This is a genomic window from Kitasatospora sp. NPDC058170 (assembly GCF_042883905.1).
In the GTDB taxonomy this organism is placed as follows: Bacteria; Actinomycetota; Actinomycetes; order Streptomycetales; family Streptomycetaceae; genus Kitasatospora.
Map to the genome: position 1 here is coordinate 1 of NZ_JBHVUV010000030.1, position 21,658 is coordinate 21,658.

The 21,658-nt window shown below is 75.5% G+C and carries 8 protein-coding genes; all 8 read right to left on the reverse strand.

Annotated features, from left to right (window positions below; genetic code table 11):
- Positions 1–7,194: amino acid adenylation domain-containing protein (locus ACFVVX_RS29440; protein WP_387949942.1), on the reverse strand; the 7,194-nt coding region annotated here is incomplete at its 3' end.
- Positions 7,195–7,236: 42 nt separating this feature from the next.
- Positions 7,237–8,232 (reverse strand): TauD/TfdA family dioxygenase, encoded by a 996-nt coding sequence (locus tag ACFVVX_RS29445; protein WP_387950073.1) that lies wholly within the window; start codon positions 8,230–8,232, stop codon positions 7,237–7,239.
- Positions 8,233–8,240: 8 nt separating this feature from the next.
- Positions 8,241–8,453, reverse strand: a complete 213-nt coding sequence (locus ACFVVX_RS29450; RefSeq protein ID WP_387949944.1) for an MbtH family protein — start codon at positions 8,451–8,453, stop codon at positions 8,241–8,243.
- A 127-nt stretch (positions 8,454–8,580) separates the two neighbouring features.
- Positions 8,581–9,762: a cytochrome P450 gene (locus ACFVVX_RS29455; RefSeq protein ID WP_387949945.1), complete on the reverse strand. Its 1,182-nt coding sequence runs from the start codon at positions 9,760–9,762 to the stop codon at positions 8,581–8,583.
- Entirely contained in the window at positions 9,762–10,544 is a 783-nt protein-coding gene (locus ACFVVX_RS29460; protein ID WP_387949947.1) for a thioesterase II family protein, read from the reverse strand. Before ACFVVX_RS29460 ends, ACFVVX_RS29455 begins: the two co-directional genes overlap by 1 nt.
- Positions 10,541–12,325, reverse strand: a complete 1,785-nt coding sequence (locus ACFVVX_RS29465) for a non-ribosomal peptide synthetase (RefSeq protein WP_387949949.1) — start codon at positions 12,323–12,325, stop codon at positions 10,541–10,543. The genes ACFVVX_RS29460 and ACFVVX_RS29465 overlap by 4 nt, the downstream gene beginning before the upstream one ends.
- Positions 12,322–16,779: an amino acid adenylation domain-containing protein gene (locus ACFVVX_RS29470; protein ID WP_387949951.1), complete on the reverse strand. Its 4,458-nt coding sequence runs from the start codon at positions 16,777–16,779 to the stop codon at positions 12,322–12,324. The genes ACFVVX_RS29465 and ACFVVX_RS29470 overlap by 4 nt, the downstream gene beginning before the upstream one ends.
- A 47-nt stretch (positions 16,780–16,826) precedes the next feature.
- Entirely contained in the window at positions 16,827–21,515 is a 4,689-nt protein-coding gene (locus ACFVVX_RS29475; protein WP_387949953.1) for an amino acid adenylation domain-containing protein, read from the reverse strand.
- Positions 21,516–21,658: the final 143 nt, after the last annotated feature.

The following is a 21,658-nucleotide window of genomic DNA, read 5'->3' on the forward strand; positions in this document are numbered from 1 at the left end:
GACCACCGAGCCGACGGGGATGTCGGTGCCCGCGCCGAGCCGGGTCAGCAGGGCGGCCAGGGCGGCCTGCAGGGTCATGAACAGCGTGACCCGGTGCTCGCGGGACAACTCCACCAGGCGGCGGTGCAGTTCGGCGTCCAGCGGCAGCGCCACCCGGTCGCCGGGGTGGTCGGCCCCGGCGCCGCGCGGACGGTCCACGGGCAGCGTGAGCTCCTCCGGGAGGTCGGCCAGGTTCTGGCGCCAGTAGGCGAGTTGGCGGGAGAGCAGGCTGTCCGGCCGGTCCTCGGTGCCGAGGAGTTCGCGCTGCCAGAGCGCGTAGTCGGCGTACTGGACGGGCAGTGGCGCCCAGCCGGGCTCCTCGCCGTCGCGGCGCGCCGCGTAGGCCTCGGCGAGGTCGCGCAGCAGCGGGCCCATCGACCAGCCGTCGCTGACGATGTGGTGCAGGGCCACCACCAGGACGTGGTCCTCGGGCGCCACCCGCAGCAGGGTGGTCCGCACGGGCGGTTCGGCGGCCAGGTCGAACGGGCGGCGGGAGGCCAGGTCGACCTCGCCGTCGACGTCCTCCGGCCGGCAGTCCCGCACCTCGACCGTCACCGGGGCCTCGGTCGCGGGCAGGATCCGCTGGTGGGGTTCGCCGTCGAGTTCGGCGATGACGGTGCGCAGGCTCTCGTGGCGGGCGATGACGTCGCCGAGGGCGGCCGTTAGGGCCCGGGTGTCCAGCTCGCCGGACAGGCGCAGGGCCAGCGGGGTGTTGTAGAGGGCGCTGGGGCCCTCCATCCGGTCGATCAGCCAGAGCCGCTGCTGGGCGAAGGAGAGCGGCGGGCGCTCCGGGCGTTCACGGCCGCCCACCAGGACGGGGCGGTCGGTGTCGGCCGAGGCCAGCCGGTCGGCGAGTCCGGCCACGGTGGGCGCCTCGAAGACGTCCCGGATGCCCAACTCGGCGCCCAGCACCGACCGCACCCGGCTGAGCAGCTTCGTCGCGAGCAGCGAGTGGCCGCCGAGGTCGAAGAAGTCGTCGTCGATGCCGACGGTGTCGAGGCCCAGCACCTCCCCGAACAGTCCGCAGAGGATCTCCTCCTGCGGCGTACGGGCCGCCCGGCCGCCGATGAACGCCGCGAAGTCCGGGTCCGGCAGGGCGGTGCGGTCCAGCTTGCCGTTGACGTTCAGCGGCAGTGCGTCCAGCAGCACCACGGCGGCGGGCACCATGTACGCGGGCAGCGAGGCGCCCGCGAAGGTGCGCAGCTCGGCCGGGTCCAGCGCCGGTCCGCCCACCGCGTAGGCGACCAGGCGGGTGCCGCCCGGCCCGCCCTGGTGGGGCAGGACGGCCGCCTGGAGGACGTCCGGGTGCGCCGTCAGGGTGGCCTCGATCTCGCCGAGCTCGATCCGGAAGCCGCGGATCTTGACCTGGTGGTCGGTGCGGCCCAGGTACTCCAGGTCGCCGTTCGGGCGCCGCCGGGCGAGGTCGCCGGTGCGGTACATCCGGGCGCCGGGCTCGAAGGGGCAGGCGGGGAAGCGCTCGGCGGTGAGGGCGGGGCGGTTGAGGTAGCCGCGGGCGAGGCCGACGCCGGTGAGGTAGAGCTCGCCGGGCACCCCGGTGGGCACCGGGTTGAGGTGCTCGTCCAGCACGTACGCGCGGAGGTTGGCGAGCGGTCGGCCGATCATCGGCCGCTCGCTGTCGGCCAGTCGGTAGTACAGCGCGTCGACGGTGCACTCGGTCGGGCCGTAGATGTTGTACGAGATGGTGCCGGGGGTGTTCCGCAGCGTCGTCCAGAGCGACTGGCCGGCGGCCTCGCCGCCGAGCAGCAGCACCGCGGGCGCGCAGCGGGTCAGCAGGCCCTCCTCGATCAGCTGGTCCGCGTAGGTGGGTGTGAGGTCCAGGGCGTCGATCCGGGCCTGTTCGGCGTACCGGACGACGGCCCCGGCGTCGCGCCGCAGGTCGTCGCCGACCAGGTGCAGCTCGTTGCCGGCGGCGAGCCAGAGGAAGCCCTCCAGCGAGGTGTCGAAGGACAGCGAGGCGGTCAGCGCGATCCGCAGCGGCCGCCCGGGGCGGGCCCGGCGGGCGGTGTCGATGGTCTCGGCGCGGTGGAAGGCCAGCAGGTTGGCCAGGCCGCCGTGGCCGACCACGACGCCCTTGGGGCGGCCGGTCGAACCGGAGGTGTAGATGACGTACGCCGCGTGGTCGGCGGCCGCGCGGACCGGCAGGTCCTCGGCGGGCAGCCCGGCCCACAGCTCCTCGTCGGTGCGCAGCACCGGGACTCCGTCCAGCGCCTCGGGCAGCGGCCAGCCGTCGTTGGTGAGGGCCACCGCGGGCCGGGAGTCCGCCAGCATGTGGGCGAGGCGGTCCACCGGGTACTCGGCGTCCAGCGGCAGGAACGCCGCCCCGGCCTTCAGTACCGCGAGGATGCCGACCACCGACTCCACCGAGCGCGGCAGTGCGAGCGCCACCAGTGAGTCCGGGCCGACGCCCGCCGCCACCAGGGCGCGGGCCAGCCGGTTCGCCCGGCTGTTGAGCCGGCCGAAGGTCAGCGCCTCGGCGCCGTGGACCAGGGCCGTCGCGTCCGGTGCCTGCGCCGCGTGCGCCTCGAAGACGGCCGGGACGAAGGGCGCGGTCGCGGTGTCGGCCGGGGTGGTGGCCGGGGCGCCGTTCCAGCGGGCGAGCGCCTCGCGTTCGGCGTCGCCCAGCACCTCCAGGGTGCCGACCGGGCGGGAGGGGTCGTCGGCGGCCTGCTCCAGGATCCGCGCCAGCGCGGCGGCGAGCCGCTCGGCGGTGGCGTGGTCGAAGAGGTCGGTCGCGTACTCCAGGCCGCCGCCGAGTCCGGCGGGGGTGCCGTCCGGGTGGTGCTGCTCGACCAGGTTGAGGGTGAGGTCGAAGGTGGCGGTGCCGAACCCGACCGGCTCGTGTTCGGCCTGGACCCCGGGGAACGAGGGTCCGGCGTCGGCGGTGTTGTCGAAGGCCAGCATCACCTGGAACAGCGGGTGGCGGGCCAGCGAGCGGGCCGGGTTGAGCTCCTCGACGAGGCGCTCGAAGGGCACGTCCTGGTGGGCGTACGCGGCGAGGTCGCCCTCCCGGACGCGGCCCAGCAGCTCGGCGAAGGCCGGCCGGCCGGAGAGGTCGGTGCGCAGCACCAGCGTGTTGGCGAAGAAGCCGACCAGGTCCTCGACGGCCTCGTCGAGGCGGCCGGCCAGCGGGGTGCCGATCGCGATGTCGGGGCCGGCCCCGAAGCGGTGCAGCAGGGTGGCGTACGCGGCCTGGAGCACCATGAACAGGGTGACGCCGTGGTCGGCGGCCAGGGCGGTCAGCCGGGCGTGCAGGTCGGCGCCCAGCTCGATCGGGACGACCTCGCCGCGGTGGGAGGCGACCGGCGGGCGGGGGCGGTCCAGCGGCAGCGCGAGCTCGTCCGGCAGGTCGGCCAGGGCCTCGCGCCAGTGGGCGAGCTGGCGCCCGCCCAGGCTCTGCGGGTCGCTCTCGGTGCCGAGCAGCTCGTGCTGCCAGAGGGTGTAGTCGGCGTACTGGACGGGCAGCGGTGCCCAGCCCGGTGCCGCGCCGGCGAGCCGGGCCCGGTAGGCCTCGGCGAGGTCGCCGAACAGCGGGCGCAGCGACCAGCCGTCGCCGGCGATGTGGTGCACGACCAGCACCAGGACGTGCTCGTCCGGCCCCTCCGGGCGCAGGTAGGCGTGGATCGGCACCTCGGTGGCGAGGTCGAAGGTGTGGCCGACCAGGTCGGCGGCGGGGCGGTCGGTGCGGGTGAGCAGGGCGGCGGGCGGCTCGGCCAGCACTTGCTGGTAGGGCACGCCGTCGTGCTCGCCGAAGACGGTGCGCAGGGCCTCGTGCCGGGAGACGACGTCGCCGAGGGCCTGCTCCAGGGCGGTCGCGTCCAGCGGACCGCGCAGCCGCAGCGCCAGGGTGACGTTGTAGGTGGTGGCCGGGCCCTCGGCCTGGCCGAGGAACCAGAGGCGGCGCTGGGCGAAGGAGAGCGGCAGGCGGTCGGGGCGGGGGCCGGGGCGCAGCGCGGGCCTGGCCGGGGTGGCGGCCGGGCCCACGGAGTCCGCGAGGCGGGCGGCGAGGCCGGCGACCGTCGTGGCCTGGAAGAGGTCGCCGATGGAGAGTTCGACGCCGAGTTCCGTCCGGGCGCGGCCGACCAGGCGGGTGGCGAGCAGGGAGTGGCCGCCGAGTTCGAAGAAGTCGTCGTCGATGGTGATGTCGTCGATGCCGAGGATCTCGCCGAACAGGGCGCACAGGGTCTGCTCGCGCTCGTCCCGGGGGGCGCGGCCGTCGCCGGTCGCGCCGAGGTCGGGGGCGGGCAGGACCCGCCGGTCGACCTTGCCGTTGGCGTTGAGCGGCAGGGAGTCCAGGACGACGACGGCGGAGGGGACCATGTAGCCGGGCAGGCTCTCGGCGGCGAACCGGCGCAGCTCGGCGGCGAGGTCGGAGCCGGTGTCGGGGGAGGTGTCGGAAGAGGTTTCGGCGGCGCTGTCGGGGGAGGTGTCGGCCGTGCAGTAGCCGACCAGCCGGGTGTCGCCGGGGCGGTCCTCCCTGGCGATCACGATGACCTGGCGGACGGCGGGGTGGCGGGAGAGCACGGCCTCGATCTCGCCGAGCTCGATCCGGAACCCGCGCAGCTTGACCTGGCCGTCGATCCGGCCGAGGAACTCGACGGCCCCGTCGGCCCGCCACCGGACGAGGTCGCCGGTACGGTACATCCGCTCGCCGCTGCCGGTCGGGCAGGCGACGAAGCGCTCGGCGGTGAGGCCGGGCCGCCGCCAGTAGCCGCGGGCCAGGCCGGCGCCGGCCACGTACAGCTCGCCGGGGACGCCGGCCGGGACCGGCTGCAGCCGGGCGTCCAGGACGTAGGCCCGCATGTTGTCGAGCGGGCCGCCGATCGGCACCCGGGGGCCGTCCAGGTCGGCGGCGCGCAGGTGGTGGAAGGTCGCGAAGGTGGTGGCCTCGGTCGGGCCGTAGACGTGGGCGAGCAGCAGCTCGGGGCAGGCGTCGAGGACCCGCCGCAGCAGGGTGCCGGAGGCGGCCTCGCCGCCGGTGCAGACCGCCCGCAGCGCCGCGAAGGTCTCCGGGGCCTCCTCGGCGACCAGGTCGAACAGCGCCTTGGTGAGGAACACGGCGGTGACCCGGTGCCGGGCCGTCACCGCGCGCAGGGCGCCGGCGTCCAGGGCGCCCGGCGGGGCGACCACGACCGTGCCGCCGGCCAGCAGGGGCGTCCAGAGCTCGTAGGTGGCGGCGTCGAAGGCGTGCGGGGAGTGCAGCAGGACCCGCTCGTGGCGGCCGTCCTGCCAGCGCCGGTCGGCGGCCAGGTCGACCACGTCGCGGTGCCGGACGGCGACGCCCTTGGGCACACCGGTCGAGCCGGAGGTGTACATCACGTAGGCGAGCTGGTCGGGGTGGACGGCGACGCCCGGGTCGGTGTCGGCGGCGCCGTGCTCGTCGCCGGGGCGCACCACCGCGGCGCCGTGCGCGAAGCCCGGGTCGGCGCGGTCGGTGAGCAGGACGGGGGCGCCGGTGTCGGCGAGCACGGCGGCCATCCGGTCCGGCGGCAGGCTGGCGTGCATGGGCACGTAGCAGCCGCCGGCCTTGAGGACGGCGAGGGTGGCGACGACCACGTCGACCGAGCGCTCCATCAGCATCGCGACCGGGGTCTCGGACCGGACCCCGAGGGCGATCAGGTGCTGCGCGAGCCGGTTGGCCCGGGAGTCGAGCGCCGCGTACGACACGGTGCCGCCGTCGTGGGTGAGCGCGACCGCGTCCGGGGTGCGGGCGGCCTGCCGGGCGAACAGCTGCGGGAGCGCCCCGGTGCGGCGGGGGGCCGCGGTGTCGTTCCAGTCGGTCAGGATGCGCCCCCGCTCCTCGGGGGCGAGCACGTCGAGGCTGCCGATCGGTGCCTCGGGGTCGGCCGCGGCGCCGGCCAGCAGCCGGCCCAGCCGGTCGAACAGGACGGTGACGGTGGCGCGGTCGTACAGGTCGGCCGCGTACTCGACGGAGCCGCTGAGGCCGGCGGGCGCGCCGTCCGGGCCGAACCGCTCGGTGATGCCGATGTTGAGGTCGAACTTGGCGACCCGCAGGCCGATCGGCTCGGACACCGACTCCAGGCCCGGCAGGCCGAGTTCGGCCTCGTCGTTGTTCTGCAGGACGAGCAGCGCCTGGAACAGCGGATGGCGGCCGGACACCCGGGTGGGGTTGAGCTCCTCGACGAGGCGCTCGAACGGAACGTCCTGGTGGGCGTACGCGTCGAGCTGCGACTCCCGGACGCGGCGGAGCAGTTCGGCGAAGCCCGGGTCGCCGGAGGTGTCGGTGCGCAGCACCAGGGTGTTGACGAAGAAGCCGACGAGGTCGTTCAGGGCCTCGTCGGAGCGGCCGGCGACACCGGTGCCGAGGGGGATGTCGGTGCCGGCCCCGAGCCGGGTGAACAGGGCGGCCAGGCCGGCCTGCAGGACGGTGAACAGGGTGGACCGGTGCTGCCGGGCCAGGTCGACCAGGGCGGTGTGCAGTTCGGCGCCGTACCCGAAGGCCACGGCGTCGGCGGCGGCGCTGGGCACGGGTGGCCGGGGGCGGTCGGCGGGGAGCTCCAGCTCCTCCGGCAGACCGGCCAGGGTCGCCCGCCAGTAGTCGAGTTGGCGGGCGAGCAGGCTCTGCGGGTCCTGCTCGTCGCCGAGCAGCTCGCGCTGCCAGAGGGCGTAGTCGGCGTACTGCACCGGCAGCGGTTCCCAGTCGGGGGCCGTGCCGGCCAGCCGCGCCCGGTAGGCGGTGGCGAGGTCGCGCAGGAGCGGCCCGAGCGACCAGCCGTCGCCGGCGATGTGGTGGAGCACCACCAGCAGCACGTGCTCGGTGGAGGAGAGAGAGAAGACCGTGACCCGGATGGGCAGTTCGTGTTCCAGGTCGAAGGTGTGGGCCGCCGCCGCGTCCCGCAGGCCGGGGTAGTCGGCCGGGGCGCAGTCGACCGTCTCGAAGCGGGGCTCCGCCTCGTGCGACGGCACGATCTGCTGCACCGGCACCCCCGCGACCACCGGGAACACCGTCCGCAGCGCCTCGTGGCGGGTGACCACGTCCGCCGTGGCGGCGCGCAGCGCGGCGGTGTCGAGCCCGCCGCGCAGGCGTACCGCGAACGGCAGGTTGTAGAGCGCGGTCGGCCCTTCGATCTGGTCGATCAGCCAGAGACGCTGTTGTGCGTACGAAACCGGGATCACGGTGCTTCCTCTACTCACGTCACGGCGGGGTGTTCGGGCCGGTTAGGCGGGGACCACGGTGGGGAGCACGCTCGGGCGGCAGTCCAGGACGTCCACCGGGCGGCCCATGGCGACGGCGATCCGGCGGTCGCCGCGGAACGGGTCCCGGCCGTGGGCGCAGAGCACGTTGTCGACCAGCATCACGTCGCCGACCTGCCAGGTCTCGCGGACGGTCGCGGCCCGGTAGGCCTCGTTGAGCGCCTCGACGTCCTCGCGGCCGAGCGGCTTCCCGTCGCCGAAACCGGTGTTGAACGGGAACCCGTCCGGGCCGAACTCGTCGATCATCGCCTCCCGGATGTCCGGGTCGAGCGACCACTCGTTCCAGAAGGCGAGGTGGTTGAACCAGACCTCCTCGCCGGTCCCCGGGTGGCTGATCGTGCCGGGGCGCAGCTGGCTGGTGCGCAGGTTGCCGTCCGGCTGCCACTCCCAGGAGATGCCGTTCTCGCGGCAGTAGTCCTCCACCTCGGAGCGCTCCCCGGTGTTGAACGCGGTGCGCCAGTCGAGCGAGATGTAGTCCGAGTAGGTGCGGGTGAGGGTCCAGCCGGAGGACCGCATCCGGTCGACCAGGTGGTCGGGGAGCCCGGCGAGCACCCGGCGGCAGTCGGCGGTCGGGGTGGCGCCGCCCTCCTCCGGGGCGATCAGGCAGGCGAACAGCAGCCGGCCGGGGAAGGTCAGCGTGTAGCTGTTCTCGTTGTGCATCCGGATCGACTGGGCGGGCGGCAGGTCGGTGGACGAGAAGACGCCGTTGCCGAAGTCGCTGCGGGGGGTGGCCTTCTCCCGGTACGGGGTGGGCTCCGGGATGAGCACGTCGCGCACGGCGGCGACGTCCTCGGTGCCGGCGACCGGCAGGCCGCGCAGGAAGATCGTGCCGTGCCGGTGCAGGGCCGCGGTGAGCTCGGTCTCGTTCTCGCGCAGCCAGTCGCAGGCCTCGCCGATGTCGGCGGTCCGCGGTACGCGGGTCAGGGCCGGGCGGCCGGGGGTGAGGTCCCAGGTCAGCATGGTGGCGCTCACGCCCGGTCGAGACCGGCGACCAGGCTCGCGGGCCTGATGTCGGTCCAGTTGGCCTCGATGTGGTCGAGGCAGCCCTGGCGGGTGTCCTCGCCGTGGACGGTGGTCCAGCCGGCCGGCACGTCGATCCAGACCGGCCAGAGCGAGTGCTGGTTCTCGTCGTTGGCGAGCACCAGGTAGCCGGCGTTGTCGTCCTCGAACGGGTTCGTCATGGTGGTGTCCTCCTTGGGTTGATACGAAGTTATCGGCGGCGGATCGGGCCGAGCGGCACAAGGCCCGGCAGGAGAGCGGCAGTTCGGCGGTGCCGGTGCCGCCCTGCGGCCGGGCGCCGAACGCAGGTCAGCGCGGGGTCAGCCGGACCGGGAAGTGGTCCAGGCCGAAGTTGATGATCGAGCGGTTGTACTGCGGCGGCGCGGTCGGCTCGATCGCGGAGACCCGCTCCAGCGCGGCGGAGAACAGCGCGCCGAGCTCGGCCTTGGCCAGCGGTGCGCCGATGCAGTAGTGGGCGCCGAGGCCCAGGGCGAGGTGCTTGTTGGGGGAGCGGTCGAGCCGGATCAGGTCGGGCCGGTCGAAGGCCTCCGGGTCCCGGTTGGCGGACCACACCCAGACCGCGACCCGGTCGCCGCGCCGGATCTGCCGGCCGGCCAGCTCGGTGTCCCGGGAGGCGGTGCGCAGCGTGTGCAGCCCGACGGAGGTCCAGCGCAGCAGCTCGTCCACGGCCGAGTCCATCCCCACCTCGCCGCGCTGCAGCTGCTGCCACAGCTCGGGGTGCTGGACGAGGGTGAGCAGGCCCATCGCGGCGGTGTGCCGGACCGTCTGGACGCCGCCGACCACGATGTTGTCCAGGTTGAGCACCACGTCCTCGACCGGCAGCAGCTTCCCGCGGACCCGGTAGGTGGCCATCATGCTGATCAGGTCGTCGCGCGGGTCGGTGCGCCGCAGCATGACCTGGTGCATCAGGTAGGGGATGAGCTGCTGGTGGCCGGCCCGGCGCTCCTCGGGGGTCCGGCCGAGGAAGGCGATGTCGCAGACCCGGACGACCATCTCACGGTCCTTCTCCGGCACGTCGAGCAGGTCGCACATCACCGCGAGCGGCAGTGCGGAGACCACGTCGACCAGGTCGACCTCGCCCTGTTCGACGGCCCGGTCGAAGAGTTCGCCGGCCAGCTCGGCGATGCTGCGGGCGGCGCCGCGCACACCGCCCGGTGAGAAGAACGGGTTGGCGGGCGACCGGAGTTCGCGGTGCCGGGGCGGGTCGGTGAGGGCCATCATCCGGCCCGATCCGACGGGTGTCTGGCCGGCGCCGGCGCCGAGCAGCGAGCCGCTCTCGGAGCTGTAGACGGCGGCGTTGCGCAGCACGTCGGCGGAGTGCTGGTAGGAGAGCACCGACCAGACCGGCCCGTCGTCGACGGTGTCGGTGAGGTGGACGGGCGCCTCGCGGCGCAGCTCCTCGACCAGGGCGGGGGTGTCGGGCAGGGCCCACAGGCCCGGGTCGGTCAGGTCGACCGTGGTGCTGACCACTACTGCTCCCTGGGGTTTCGCTCGGGCCGGCGCCCGATGATCGAGGTCAGAAGGTCGACCGGGCCGGGTCGGTCGACGGTGGCCAGCAGGTGTCCGCCGGGGACGACGTGGTGGCCGAAGGTGCGGCGGGTGTGCCGGGCCCAGCCGGCCGGCTCCGCGGTGTCGAGCATGGGGTCGTCCGCGCCGGCGACCGCGTACAGGTCGGCGGCGATCGGCGGGTGCGGCCGTGGCCGGTAGGTGTGGCTGACGGCCAGGTCGGTGCGGATGGCGGCGAGCGCCATCTCCTGCAACTCCGGCTCGGCCTGGACGAGTTCGCCCATCCCGGCGATCCGGAGCAGCTCGTCCGGGTCCTCCCGGGGGCGGACGTCCTCGGCCCAGTGGGCGGGCGGCGAGGCGGAGGCCGCGACCACCATCTCGGGCTGCCGGTCGGCGGGCAGGGCGCGGGCCACCTCGTAGCCGAGCAGCGCGCCGAAGCTCTGCCCGTAGAAGCCGAACCGGCCGGTCAGATGCGGGGTCAGGGCCTCGACGACCGCCCGGACCAGCAGGTCGAAGGTGGCGGGCATGGGGTGGCGGCCGCGGCCGCCACGGGCCGGCGGGCGCAGTGCCCAGACCTCGGCGGTCGGGGCCAGGGCGTGCGCCAGCGGGGTGTAGGCGGTGGCGTCGCCGCCGGCGTGCGGGAAGCAGAACAGCCGGAACGGGCGGTGCGGTTGCGGCGCCGGGACGAGCAGCCAGTCGCCCTCGACCCGGGGCCGGCCGGGCCGGGCCGGCGGGGCGCCGATCACAGCGTGGCCGCGCGGCGGGCGGTGAGCGCGGGCCGGGGGGCGGCGCCGGCCTCGGTGGCGCGCCGCACGGCGGCGGTGAACGCGGCGAGGTCGGCGGCGTCCAGCAGGTGCCGGAGCTGGAGTTCGACGTTCAGCCGGCGGCGCAGCAGGTGGACGACGCGCAGGGCGGCGAGCGAGTGGCCGCCGAGGGCGAGGAAGTCGTCCTCGGGGGCGACGCTGGACACCCCGAGCACGGTGCGCCAGACCTCGGCGACCTGCTCCTCCAGCCCGCCGTCACCGGCGCCGTCGCCGGCGGCCGGCCCGGCCTCCGCGGCCGGGACCGGGAGGGCCCGGTGGTCGACCTTGCCGTTGGGGGTGAGCGGCAGCGCCTCCAGCACGGTGATCCCGGCCGGGACGAGGTGGGCGGGCAGGGTGGCCCGCAGCCGCTCCAGCAGCACCGGCGCGGTGGCGGTGCCGGTGACGTACCCGGCGAGCCGGTCGTCGCCCTCGGCCGTCCGGTGCACGGTGACGGCGGCGGCCCGGACGCCCTCCAGGCCGGCCAGCGCGTGCTCGATCTCGCCGAGCTCGATCCGGTAGCCGCGCAGCTTGACCTGGCGGTCGACCCGGCCGACGTACTCCAGCCGGCCCCCGGCGCCGCGCCGGGCCTGGTCCCCGGTGCGGTACATCCGCTCCCCGGCCGGGCCGAACGGGTCGGCGACGAACCGCCCGGCGGTGAGCCCCGGGTGGCCCGGGTAGCCGTGGGCGACGCCGGGGCCGGCCAGGTAGAGCTCGCCGACGGTGCCGTCGGCGACCGGCGCCAGCTTCTCGTCCAGCAGGTGGACGCGGACGCCGGGCAGCGGCGTGCCGAGGTGCGGTCCGGGGCCGCTGATCGGGGCGGTGACGGCGTCCACGGTGCACTCGGTGGGCCCGTACAGGTTGAGGGCGTCGGCGCCGCCGTCGGCCAGCTCCCGCCAGATCCGCTCGGGGACGGGCTCGCCGCCCATGAACAGCCGCGGCGGGCGGGTGCCGGCCAGCGGCTCGCGCAGCAGCTCCCAGTGCGAGGGGGTGAGGTCCAGGTCGGTGACGCCGTGCTCGGCGAGCAGGTCGGCGAGGCGGACCGGGTCGGCGCGCCGGGCCTCGTCGATCACCACGACGGTGTCGCCGCGGCAGATCCGGGCCCACTGCTGGACGGAGGCGTCGAAGGAGACGCTGGCGTTCCAGCCGACCACGCCCGGCTCGGGCCGGTAGGCGCCGCTCTGCTCCAGCGCGGTGACCAGCGCGGCGACGGCCCCGCGGGGGACCTCCACGCCCTTGGGGCGGCCGGTCGAGCCGGAGGTGTAGATCACGTACGCCGGGTCGAGCGGGTGGGCGGCGTCGGGGAGCTCCGGGCCGTCGGCGGCGGCGTCCGGGCGCAGCACCGGGACGCCGTCCGGGACGTGGGCCGGGCCGTCGGCGCTGATCAGCGCGGCGAGCCCGGCGTCGGCGGCCATGAAGGCCAGCCGCTCGGCCGGGTAGGCCGGGTCGAGCGGCACGTAGGCGGCGCCGGCCCGCCAGACGGCGAGCAGGGCGACCGGCAGGTCGGTGGTGCGGGTCAGGTGGACGCCGACCCGGTCGCCCCGCCGGACGCCGTGGGCGCGCAGGGCGCGGGCCAGGGCGGCGGTGCGGAGGTCGAGCCCGGCGAAGTCGAGGCTGCCGTCGGCGGCGTGGACGGCGGTCCGGCCGGGGTGGGCGGCGACGACGGCGCGCAGCCGGGTCAGCAGGTCGGTGGCGGGGCCGGCGGCGGGAACGGGTGCGGCGGTCATGCTCGGTACTCCTCGGTCCGGAGGGCGCGTCGGGCGGACGCGGCCAGGTCGTGAAGGGTCGCCGTGTAGGCGTCGATGAAGGTCTCGGCGGTGGCATCGGCGACCACGGAGCGCTGGTGGTCCACGGCGAGCAGCACCCGCTGGGAGACCGGGTCCTGGATCAGCGAGGCGCCGAAGGCGAAGCTGTTGGGCTCGTGCCGCAGGGTCGGCTCGCAGCCGATCCGGCCGTCCACGATGCGGGCCGAGCTGAGCCGGCCCAGGGCGTGGAAGCGCAGGTAGCCGAACTGGCTGTCGAGTCCGGTGTCGGCCATCAGCCGGGCCAGCCGGGCGAACGGCACCCGGCGGTGCGGCATCATGTCCAGCTCCTCCCGGTGCACCTCGCGCACCAGGGCGAGCAGGTCGTCGGTCGGCTCGCAGACCAGCGGGACGGTGTTCAGGAAGAGTCCGTACACCTCGGTGCCGCCGAGCCGTTCCAGCCGGCCGTTCATGGCGAGGCCGGTGGTGACCCGCCGCCGGCCGGTGATGTGCGCGAGGGCCCGCAGGTGGGCGGCCAGCGCGACGGACTTGACCGGGACGGCCAGCGCGTCGGCGACCAGCCGCAGCTGGGCGGGCGCCTCGGGCAGCACCCGTTCGACGGTGCGCGGCAGTTCGTGGACGTCGGCGCTGCCGGGCCAGAGCTGGCCGCCGGCCCCGGTGAGCCGGCCGCGCCAGTACTCCAGCGAGCGCGGGTCGGCGGCGGCCTCGCGTTCGACGTCCACGAAGTCCCGGAAGGACGAGCGCGGCGTCGGGGTCGGTGCGCTCCCCGGGTCGGCGGCCAGCGCGGCGTGCCGTTCCAGGAGTTCGGTGAGCAGCGAGGTGAAGCTCCAGCCGTCCAGGATGGCGTGGTGCTCGGAGATGGTGAGCTGGAAGGCGCTCTCCGCGAGCCGCTGCACGGTGATCCGGAACAGCGGCGGGGCGCTCAGGTCGAACGGCCGCTCCCGGTGCTCGTCGAAGACGGCCCGGACGGCCGCGTCCTGGTCCTCGACCCCGCGCAGGTCGGCGAACCCGACGGGCGCGGGGAGCGCGCCGTGCACCAGCTGCAGGGGTTCGCTGTAGCCGGACAGGTCCAGGCCGGTGCGCAGGACGGGGTGGCGCTCCATCGCCTCGGTGACGGAGCGGCGGAACGCCTCCTCGTCGAGGTCGCCGGAGATCCGGTAGGAGTTGACGTTGTGGTAGCTGTCCGTGCCGCCGGCGATCTCCATGTGGAAGACCATGCTGAGCTGCATGGACACCATCGGATAGGCGTCCACCACCTCGGGCGGCAGGTCGGCGCGGTCCTCCCCGGAGACCAGCGCGAAGGGCTCGGCGGCGTCCCGGGCGGCGGCGACCGGCTCGGCGAGCGGCAGCAGGGCGGCGACGGTCGGGGCGTTGAAGACGTCCCGCAGGGTGACCTCCCAGCCGCGCTCGTGCAGCGCCCCGGCGAGCTGGACGGCCCGGATGGAGTCCCCGCCGAGGTGGAAGAAGTCGTCGTGGACGCCGATCCCCTCGACGCCGAGCACCTGCGACCAGACGGCGGCGAAGGCCTCCTCGTCGGGGGTGCGGGGATCGACGTGCCCGTCGCCGGCGGAGGCGACCCGCAGGCCGGGGGCGGGCAGCGCCGCCCGGTCGACCTTGCCGTTGACGGTGAGCGGCAGCGCGTCGAGGACGGTGACCGAGGCCGGGACCATGTACTCGGGCAGCGTGCGGCCCAGGAAGGCCCGGACGTCGGCCGGTTCGCGCCCGGTGACGTACGCGGCGAGCCGGTCGTCGTGCACGGTGACCACGCAGGCGTCCACGTCCGGGTGGGCGCTCAGGGCGTTCTCGATCTCCCCGAGCTCGATCCGGAACCCGCGCAGCTTGACCTGGAAGTCGGCGCGGCCGACGTACTCCAGACCGCCGTCGGCCAGCCGCCTGGCGACGTCGCCGGTGCGGTACAGCCGGGCGCCGGGCGGCCCGTACGGGTCGGCGACGAACCGTCCGGCGGTGAGGCCGGGCCGGCCCCAGTAGCCGTGGGCGAGGCTGCCGCCGCCGATGTACAGCTCGCCGGGCCGCCCGGCCGGGCAGGGCCGCAGCCAGTCGTCCAGGACGAGCGCGGTCAGGTGCGGCATGGGCGCGCCGATCAGGCTGCGCTCGAAGCCCGCCGCGCTGCCGGCCACGTCGTGGGTGGTGACGTGGACGGTGGTCTCGGTGATCCCGTACAGGTTGCACAGCCGGGCCGGTGGCAGCGGGTCGAGGTCGAACCAGCGCTGCACCACGGCCGGGTCGAGCGCCTCGCCGCCCAGCATGATCCACTTCAGCGCGGGCAGGGCGCGCGGGCTGCGCCGCAGCACGGGCTCCAGCTGGCGCAGCGCCGACGGGGTGAGGCAGAGGTAGGAGACCCGCTCGTCGTCCAGCAGCCGGGCGAACTCCTCGGGGGAGCGGCTGGTCAGGTAGGGCACGACCACCAGGCGGGCGCCGTGCAGCAGGGCGCCCCACAGCTCCCAGACCGTCCAGTCGAAGGCGTAGCTGTGGAACAGCGTCCACACCTCGTCCGGTCCGAAGGCGAAGTGCTCGCGCCCGGAGGCCATCAGCCGGCTGACGTGCTCGTGGGCGACGGCGACGCCCTTGGGCCGGCCGGTGGAGCCGGAGGTGAAGATCACGTAGGCGACGTCCCCGGGCCGGCCGGCGGCCGGCGGGCGGGTGTCGGGCCGCGCGGCGAGCTCCTCGGCGTTCTCGGCCAGGTCGAGGCGCCGCCAGGGGCCGTCCGGCACCCGGTCCGGGCGGTCGGTGACCACCAGGGCGACGCCGGTGTCGCCGAGGACCAGCGAGGCGCGGTCGGCGGGCGCGGAGGGGTCGACCGGGACGTAGGCGGCGCCGGTCTTCAGCACCGCGAGGACGGCGACCGGGATGTCGGCGGTCCGGTCCAGCAGCAGCCCGACCCGGTCGCCGGCGCCGACGCCCCGGGCGAGCAGGGCGTGCGCGAGGCGGTTGGCGCGCCGGTCGAGTTCGCGGTAGTCGAGCGTCCCGGCCTGGTCGGCGACGGCGGGCCGGTCGCCGTACGCGTCCACCGCCTGCTCGAAGAGGTGGTGCAGGCAGTGCCCCTCGGACAGCGCGGCCGGCTGCTCCGGACGGCCGCCGCCGGTCAGTTGCAGCACCGTGGTGTCGGGGCCGTCCAGCGCGGCGGTGAGCAGCTCCTGCCAGTCGGCGGCCAGCCGCCGGACGGTCGGCGGGTCGAAGAGGTCGCTGCTGTACTCGGCCTCGCCGCGCAGCTCGCCGTCGTCGAACACCGACCAGGTGAGGTCGAACTTGCTGGTGCCGTTGGAGCGGACCCGTCGCTCGGCGGTGGCCGGTCCGAGGGCCAGCGGCGTGCGGTCCTCGGTGTGCGCGCCGAACACCACCTGGACCAGCGGCGGGTGCTGGGCGGTGCGGGTGGTGCCCAGGTGGTCGACCAGCTGGTCGAAGGGCACGTCGAGGTAGCCGAAGGCGTCGAAGGCGGCGTCCTGGACGTGCTCCAGCAGCTCACGGAAGGTCATCCCGGGGGCGAGCCGGATCCGCAGCGGCAGCAGGTTGACGAAGTAGCCGACCAGGTTTTCCAGTTCCGGCCGGTTGCGGGTGGTCACCGGGGTGCCGACGACCAGGTCGTCGGCGCCGGTCCAGCGGCTCAGCAGCAGCGCGAACGCGGCCAGCTGCACCGTGAACGGGGTGACGCCCTCCTGCTCGGCCAGGGCGCGCACCCGGGCCGCGGTGCCGGCGGCCGGCCCGAAGGCCTCGGTGCGCCCGGCCTGGCCGCGCTCGGCGGGCCGGGGCCGGTCGGTGGGCAGCTCCAGCAGCGCCGGGGCGCCGTCCAACCGGTCCTTCCAGTACGCCAGGTGCTCCTCGAAGGAGGCGTCGAGCTCCTCGATCGCGTAGTCCGCGTACTGGGCGGTGAGCTCGGGCAGCCGGGCCTCCCGCCCCTCGGCCAGGGCGCCGTACAGCTCGGCCAGTTCGCGCTCGAAGACCTCGGCGGACCAGCCGTCCCAGACGATGTGGTGGACGACCAGCAGGACGGTGGTGCGCTCGTCGGCCAGCCGGAGGGCCTCGGCCCGCAGCAGCGGACCGGTGGCGAGGTCGAAGGGCTCGGCGGAGCGCTTGGTGAGCAGGCGCTCGGCCCGCTCCTCCCGCTCGGCCGCGGGCAGCCCGCGCAGGTCGGTGACGGCGAGCGGGACGGCGAGCGAGCGGTGTACCTGCTGGCGGGGGCCGTCGGGGTGCAGCGCGAAGGTGGTGCGCAGCGCCTCGTGCCGGGCCACCACGCCGTCCAGCGCCCGCTGCAGCAGCGCCGGGTCCAGCGGTCCGGTGACGTCGAACACCCACGGGGTGCTGTAGGTGGCGGCCTGCGGCTGCCACTGGTCGAGGAACCAGAGCCCGCGCTGCAGCCCCGACGCGGGGGCGGTGCGGACCAGGTCGTCGGACGGGCTCACGGCCTCGCTCCTTGTCTGCGGGATCCCCTCGGTCGGGGTGCGGTCCGTCATCGGGCGGCCAGCCGTTCGGCGATGGCGCTCACGGTCTTGCCCCGGAACACCACGTGCGGCGGGACGCGGGTCCCGGTCTCCCGGGAGAGCCGCATCGCGACCCGGACGGCGGCCAGCGAGTTGCCGCCGATCCGGAAGAAGTTGTCCTCGCGCCCGACCTCCTCCGCGAGGTCCAGGACCTCGCGCACGGCGTCGGCGACGAGCCGTTCGGTCGGGCTGAGCGCGTCGGCCGGCGCCGGGGCGGCGCGGCGTTCGGCGGGGGCGGGCAGCGCCCGCCGGTCGATCTTGCCGTTCGGGTTGAGCGGCAGCGCGGCCAGCACGTCGAGGGTCGCGGGGACCATGTGCGCGGGCAGCAGCCGGGCCAGGTGGTCGAGCAGCGCGTCCGGATCCGGCACGGCCGTCCCGGCGGTGACGTACGCGGCGAGCCGCTGGTCGCCGGGGGCGGGCTCGTGGACGGCCACCGCGGCCTCCCGGACGTCCGGGTGCCGGGTGAGCAGGTCCTCGATCTCGCCCGGTTCGACCCGGAAGCCGCGGATCTTGACCTGGTCGTCGATCCGGCCGGTGATCTCCAGGACGCCCTCGGCGGTGCGGTGCCCGAGGTCGCCGGTGCGGTAGATCCGTTCCCCGGGGCCGCCGAACGGCGAGGCGACGAAGCGCTCGGCGGTGAGCGCGGGCCGGCCGAGGTACCCGTAGGCCAGGCCGCTGCCGGCCGCGTACAGCTCGCCCGTCACCCCGGGCCCGACCGGGTCCAGCCGCTCGTCCAGGACGTGGATCCCCTTGCCGTGCAGCGGCCGTCCGATCGGGACGGAGGCCGCGCCGGTGTCGGCGGGGACGACCTCGTGGCAGGTGGTCAGGCCGAGGCTCTCCACCGGGCCGTAGCCGTTGGCGACCCGCAGGCCGGGGTAGTTCTCCAGGGCCTTGGCGACATGGGTGACGGAGGCCCGCTCACCGGCGGTGAAGGCCACCTTCAGGTCGGTGTAGGTGTCCGGGAACTCCTCCAGCAGGAAGTTGAACAGGCTGGCGGAGAGCTGGAGCTGGGTCACCCCGTGGCGCCGGGTGAGGGCGGCGATGGTCTCCGGGTCCGGGCGCTGGCCGGGCTGCAGGACGCAGGTGCCGCCGAACGCCAGGGCGCCGTACAGCTCCAGGGCGAAGGCGTCCCAGGAGACCGGCGAGCACTGCAGCCAGACCTCCTCGGGGCCGAAGCGGGCGTAGTCCTGGCCGAGGTAGGTGCCGGTCAGCGCCCGGTGCGGGACGGCCACGCCCTTGGGGCGGCCGGTGGAGCCGGAGGTGAACATCACGCAGGCCAGGTCGTCGCCGCCGACCGCGATCCCCGGGTCGTGCCCGGGGCGGGCCGCCAGGGCGGCGGCTTCGTCGTCCAGGTCCAGGTGGTGCGGCACCGGGAACGGCGCGGTGGCGTGCCGGTGGGTGACCAGCAGGCGGGCCCCGCTGTCGGCGACCGCGCCGGCCAGCCGCTCGGCCGGGAAGTCCGGGTCGAGCAGGGTGTACGCGGCGCCCGTCTTGAGCGCCGCCAGCAGCGCGGTCACCAGGTCGGGCCCGCGCTCGACCAGCACCGCCACGGTGTCGCCGCGGCCCACGCCGAGCCCGGCCAGGTGGTGGGCGAGCCGGTTGGCGCCGGTGTTCAGCGCGCCGTACGCCACCCGCTCCTCGCCGGAGACCAGGGCGAGGGCCTGCGGGGTGCGGGCGGCCCGCTCCTCGAAGAGGGCGTGCACGGGCACCTCGACGGCGGCGGCCAGGGTGGCGAGCCAGCCCTCGCAGAGCCCGGCCATGGTGGCGGGATCGAACAGGTCGCTGTCGTACTCGAAGCGGCCGGTGAAGCCGGTGCCGCGGTCGTCGACGGAGATCGACAGGTCGAAGCGGGAGACCGGGTTGGAGTGCAGCTCCCGGGTGACCTCGGCGCCGCCGATGCTCAGCGGGCGGGTGTCCAGCGGGTGCAGCTCCAGCAGCACCTGGCAGAGCGGGTTGCGGTCCTCCGGGCGGTCCTCCAGCACCGCGCCCGCGATGTCGTCGAACGGCGCGTCCTGGTGCCGGTACCCGCCGATCGACACCTCGCGCACGTGCCGCACCAGCTCGCGGAACGACACGTCCTCCCCGACCCGCACGCGCAGCGGCAGCAGGTTGACGAAGTAGCCGATCAGGCCGTCGAGTTCGGTCCGGCCGCGGACGCTCACCGGGGAGCCCAGCACCAGGTCGCGCTGTCCGGTGCGGCGGTGCAGGGTGAGCGCGAGCGAGGCCAGCAGCACCATGAACGGGGTGGCGTCCTCGCTGCGGGCGAGCGCCCGGACGGCCTCGGCCACCGGGGCCGGCATCGCGAAGCGGTGGAAGGCGCCGCGGAAGGCCTGGACCTCCGGCCTGGGGTGGTCGGCGGGCAGCGCCGGCTCGGTCGGGGCGTCGGTCAACTGCTCGCGCCAGTAGTCCAGCTGGCGCTCGGCCTCGGCCTCGTCCCGGTACTGCCAGGCGCTGTAGTCGGCGTACTGCACGGGCGGCTCGGGCAGGTCGGCCGGGCGGCCCTCGGCGAGCGCCGCGTACAGCTCCTGGAGCTCGCCCTCCAGGACCGGCAGCGAGCCCTCGTCCCAGACGATGTGGTGGCAGAGCAGCAGCATCGTGGCCGTGTCGCCGGTCCGGAACACCCGGGCCCGCAGCAGCGGACCGCTCTCCAGGTCGAACGGCTCGACGGCGGCCTCGGCGAGCAGGCCGTCGACCAGCTCGGCCGTGGTGTCGACCAGCGTGAACGGCAGCTCCACCGACGGGTGGACGACCTGCCGGGGCCCGTCCTCGCCGAGGACGAAGGTGGTGCGCAGGCTCTCGTGGCGCGCCACCACGCCCGCCAGGGCGGCCCGCAGCAGCTCCGGGTCCACCGGGCCGGCGAAGCGGAACACCCAGGGCACCAGGTAGGTCGGCGCGCCCGGGTTCCACTGCTCCAGGAACCAGAGGCCGCGCTGGAACTTCGACAGCGGCGCCTCGGTGGCGCCGGCCCTGGTCAGGGCCGGCCGCTCGCCGCCGCCGCTGCCGGCGGCCGTCACCGCCGCGGCGAACCCGGCCAGCGTCGGCGCGTCGAAGATGGTGTACGGCGACACCATGCCGAACACGTCGAAGACCCGGCCGACCACCCGCACCGCCGTCAGCGAATCGCCGCCGAGGTGGAAGAAGTTGTCGTCGGCGCCGACCTCGGCCACCCCGAGCACGTCCGACCAGACCGCGGCGATCAGCTGCTCGGCAGGGGTGCGCGGCGGGCGCCGGCCGGGCCGGGCGGCGGACACCGGCTGCGGTGCGGGCAGCGCGGCCCGGTCGACCTTGCCGCCGGCGGTCAGCGGGAAGGCGTCCAGGGCGGTCAGGGTCGCCGGGATCATGTGCTCGGGCAGCCGCTCGGCGAGGTACGCACGGGCGGCGGCGTACTCGGGCGCGGTACCGGTGACGTACGCGGCCAGGCGGCCCTCGTGGGCCACCACCACGCAGCCGGCGACGCCCGGGTGGGCGGCCAGGACCTGCTCGATCTCGCCCGGTTCGACCCGGAAGCCGCGGATCTTGACCTGGTGGTCGGCGCGCCCGACGAACTCCAGCGCGGCGTCCTCGGCCGACCGGCGGACGAGGTCCCCGGTGCGGTACATCCGGGCGCCCGGGCCGTCGGCGAACGGGTCCGCCACGAACCGTCCGGCGGTCTGGCCCGGGCGGCCCAGGTAGCCGGAGGCCAGCAGCGGGCCGCCGATGAACAGTTCGCCCGTCGCGCCGGGCGGGCACGGCCGCAGCCGCTCGTCCAGCACGTACAGCCGGCGCTCGCCCAGCGCGGTGCCGATCGGCACCACGCCGGCCGCCGGGGCCGCCGCCGTACCGGCCGCCTCGTGCACGGTGGCGGTGACGGTGGTCTCGGTCGGCCCGTACGCGTTGAGCAGCGGCACGCCCGTGGCCGCCCACCAGCCGGCCGCGGTGTCGGGGTGCAGCCGGTCGCTGCCGGAGATCATCAGCCGCAGCGATCGGGGGGCCCGGCCGCGCTCGCGCACCGCCGCGACCACGTCCTGGAAGTACCCGGCCGCCAGGTTGGCGACGGTGACGCCCTCGGAGTCCAGCAGGTCGAGCAGGGCGGCGGGGGCCAGCAGCTGCTGCTCCGGGATCACGACGCAGGCGCCGGCGCAGAGCGCGGTCAGCACCTGCTCGACGGCCACGTCGACGGTCGGCCGGGCGAAGTGCAGCACCACGTCGTCCGGGGTCAGGCCGAACCGCTCGGCGGCCGCCGCCAGGTGGCCGGTCAGCGCGGCGAGCGGCACGTGCACGCCCTTGGGGCGGCCGGTGGTGCCCGAGGTGTAGATGACGTACCCGGCGCCGCCGTCGGCCGCGGCCGGGCCGTCCAGCGCGGTGAGCTCCTCCCCGGCCAGGGCGAGGGACGCGCCCGCGTCCTCGGCGATCCAGCGGTTGCGCTCCTCCGGGGCCTCCCGGTCCAGCGGCAGGTAGGTGGCACCGGCCCGGAAGGCCGCCAGCATCGCGACGACGTGGTCGAGCCGGTCGCGGCCGGTGACGGCGAGCGTCCGGCCGGGGGTGATCCGGTCGGCGAGCGCCGCGCTCAGCTCGTCGAGCTCCCGGTAGCCGACCGTCCGGCCGCCGAGCCGCACGGCCGGTCGCTCCGGGTACCGGCGCGCCGTGGATTCGAATGGGAAACCGCGTGAGGACATCATCCAACCCCGATGAATTGATGAAACAATGGCGACGATCTCGACGATAGGGTGAATTCACCGGCCCGATCGGCAGAAAGCGGGGAAGGAAATGGGCAGTTTCCGACTGCCGCTTTCCGCCGACTCTCCGGGTGGGCCGCACGGCC

Coding starts and splice junctions, on each gene's coding strand:
- ACFVVX_RS29475 (WP_387949953.1), bottom strand. CDS start 21,515: ATGATGTCCTCACGCGGTTTCCCATTCGAATCCACGGCGCGCCGGTAC.
- ACFVVX_RS29465 (WP_387949949.1), bottom strand. CDS start 12,325: ATGACCGCCGCACCCGTTCCCGCCGCCGGCCCCGCCACCGACCTGCTG.
- ACFVVX_RS29450 (WP_387949944.1), bottom strand. CDS start 8,453: ATGACGAACCCGTTCGAGGACGACAACGCCGGCTACCTGGTGCTCGCC.
- ACFVVX_RS29445 (WP_387950073.1), bottom strand. CDS start 8,232: ATGCTGACCTGGGACCTCACCCCCGGCCGCCCGGCCCTGACCCGCGTA.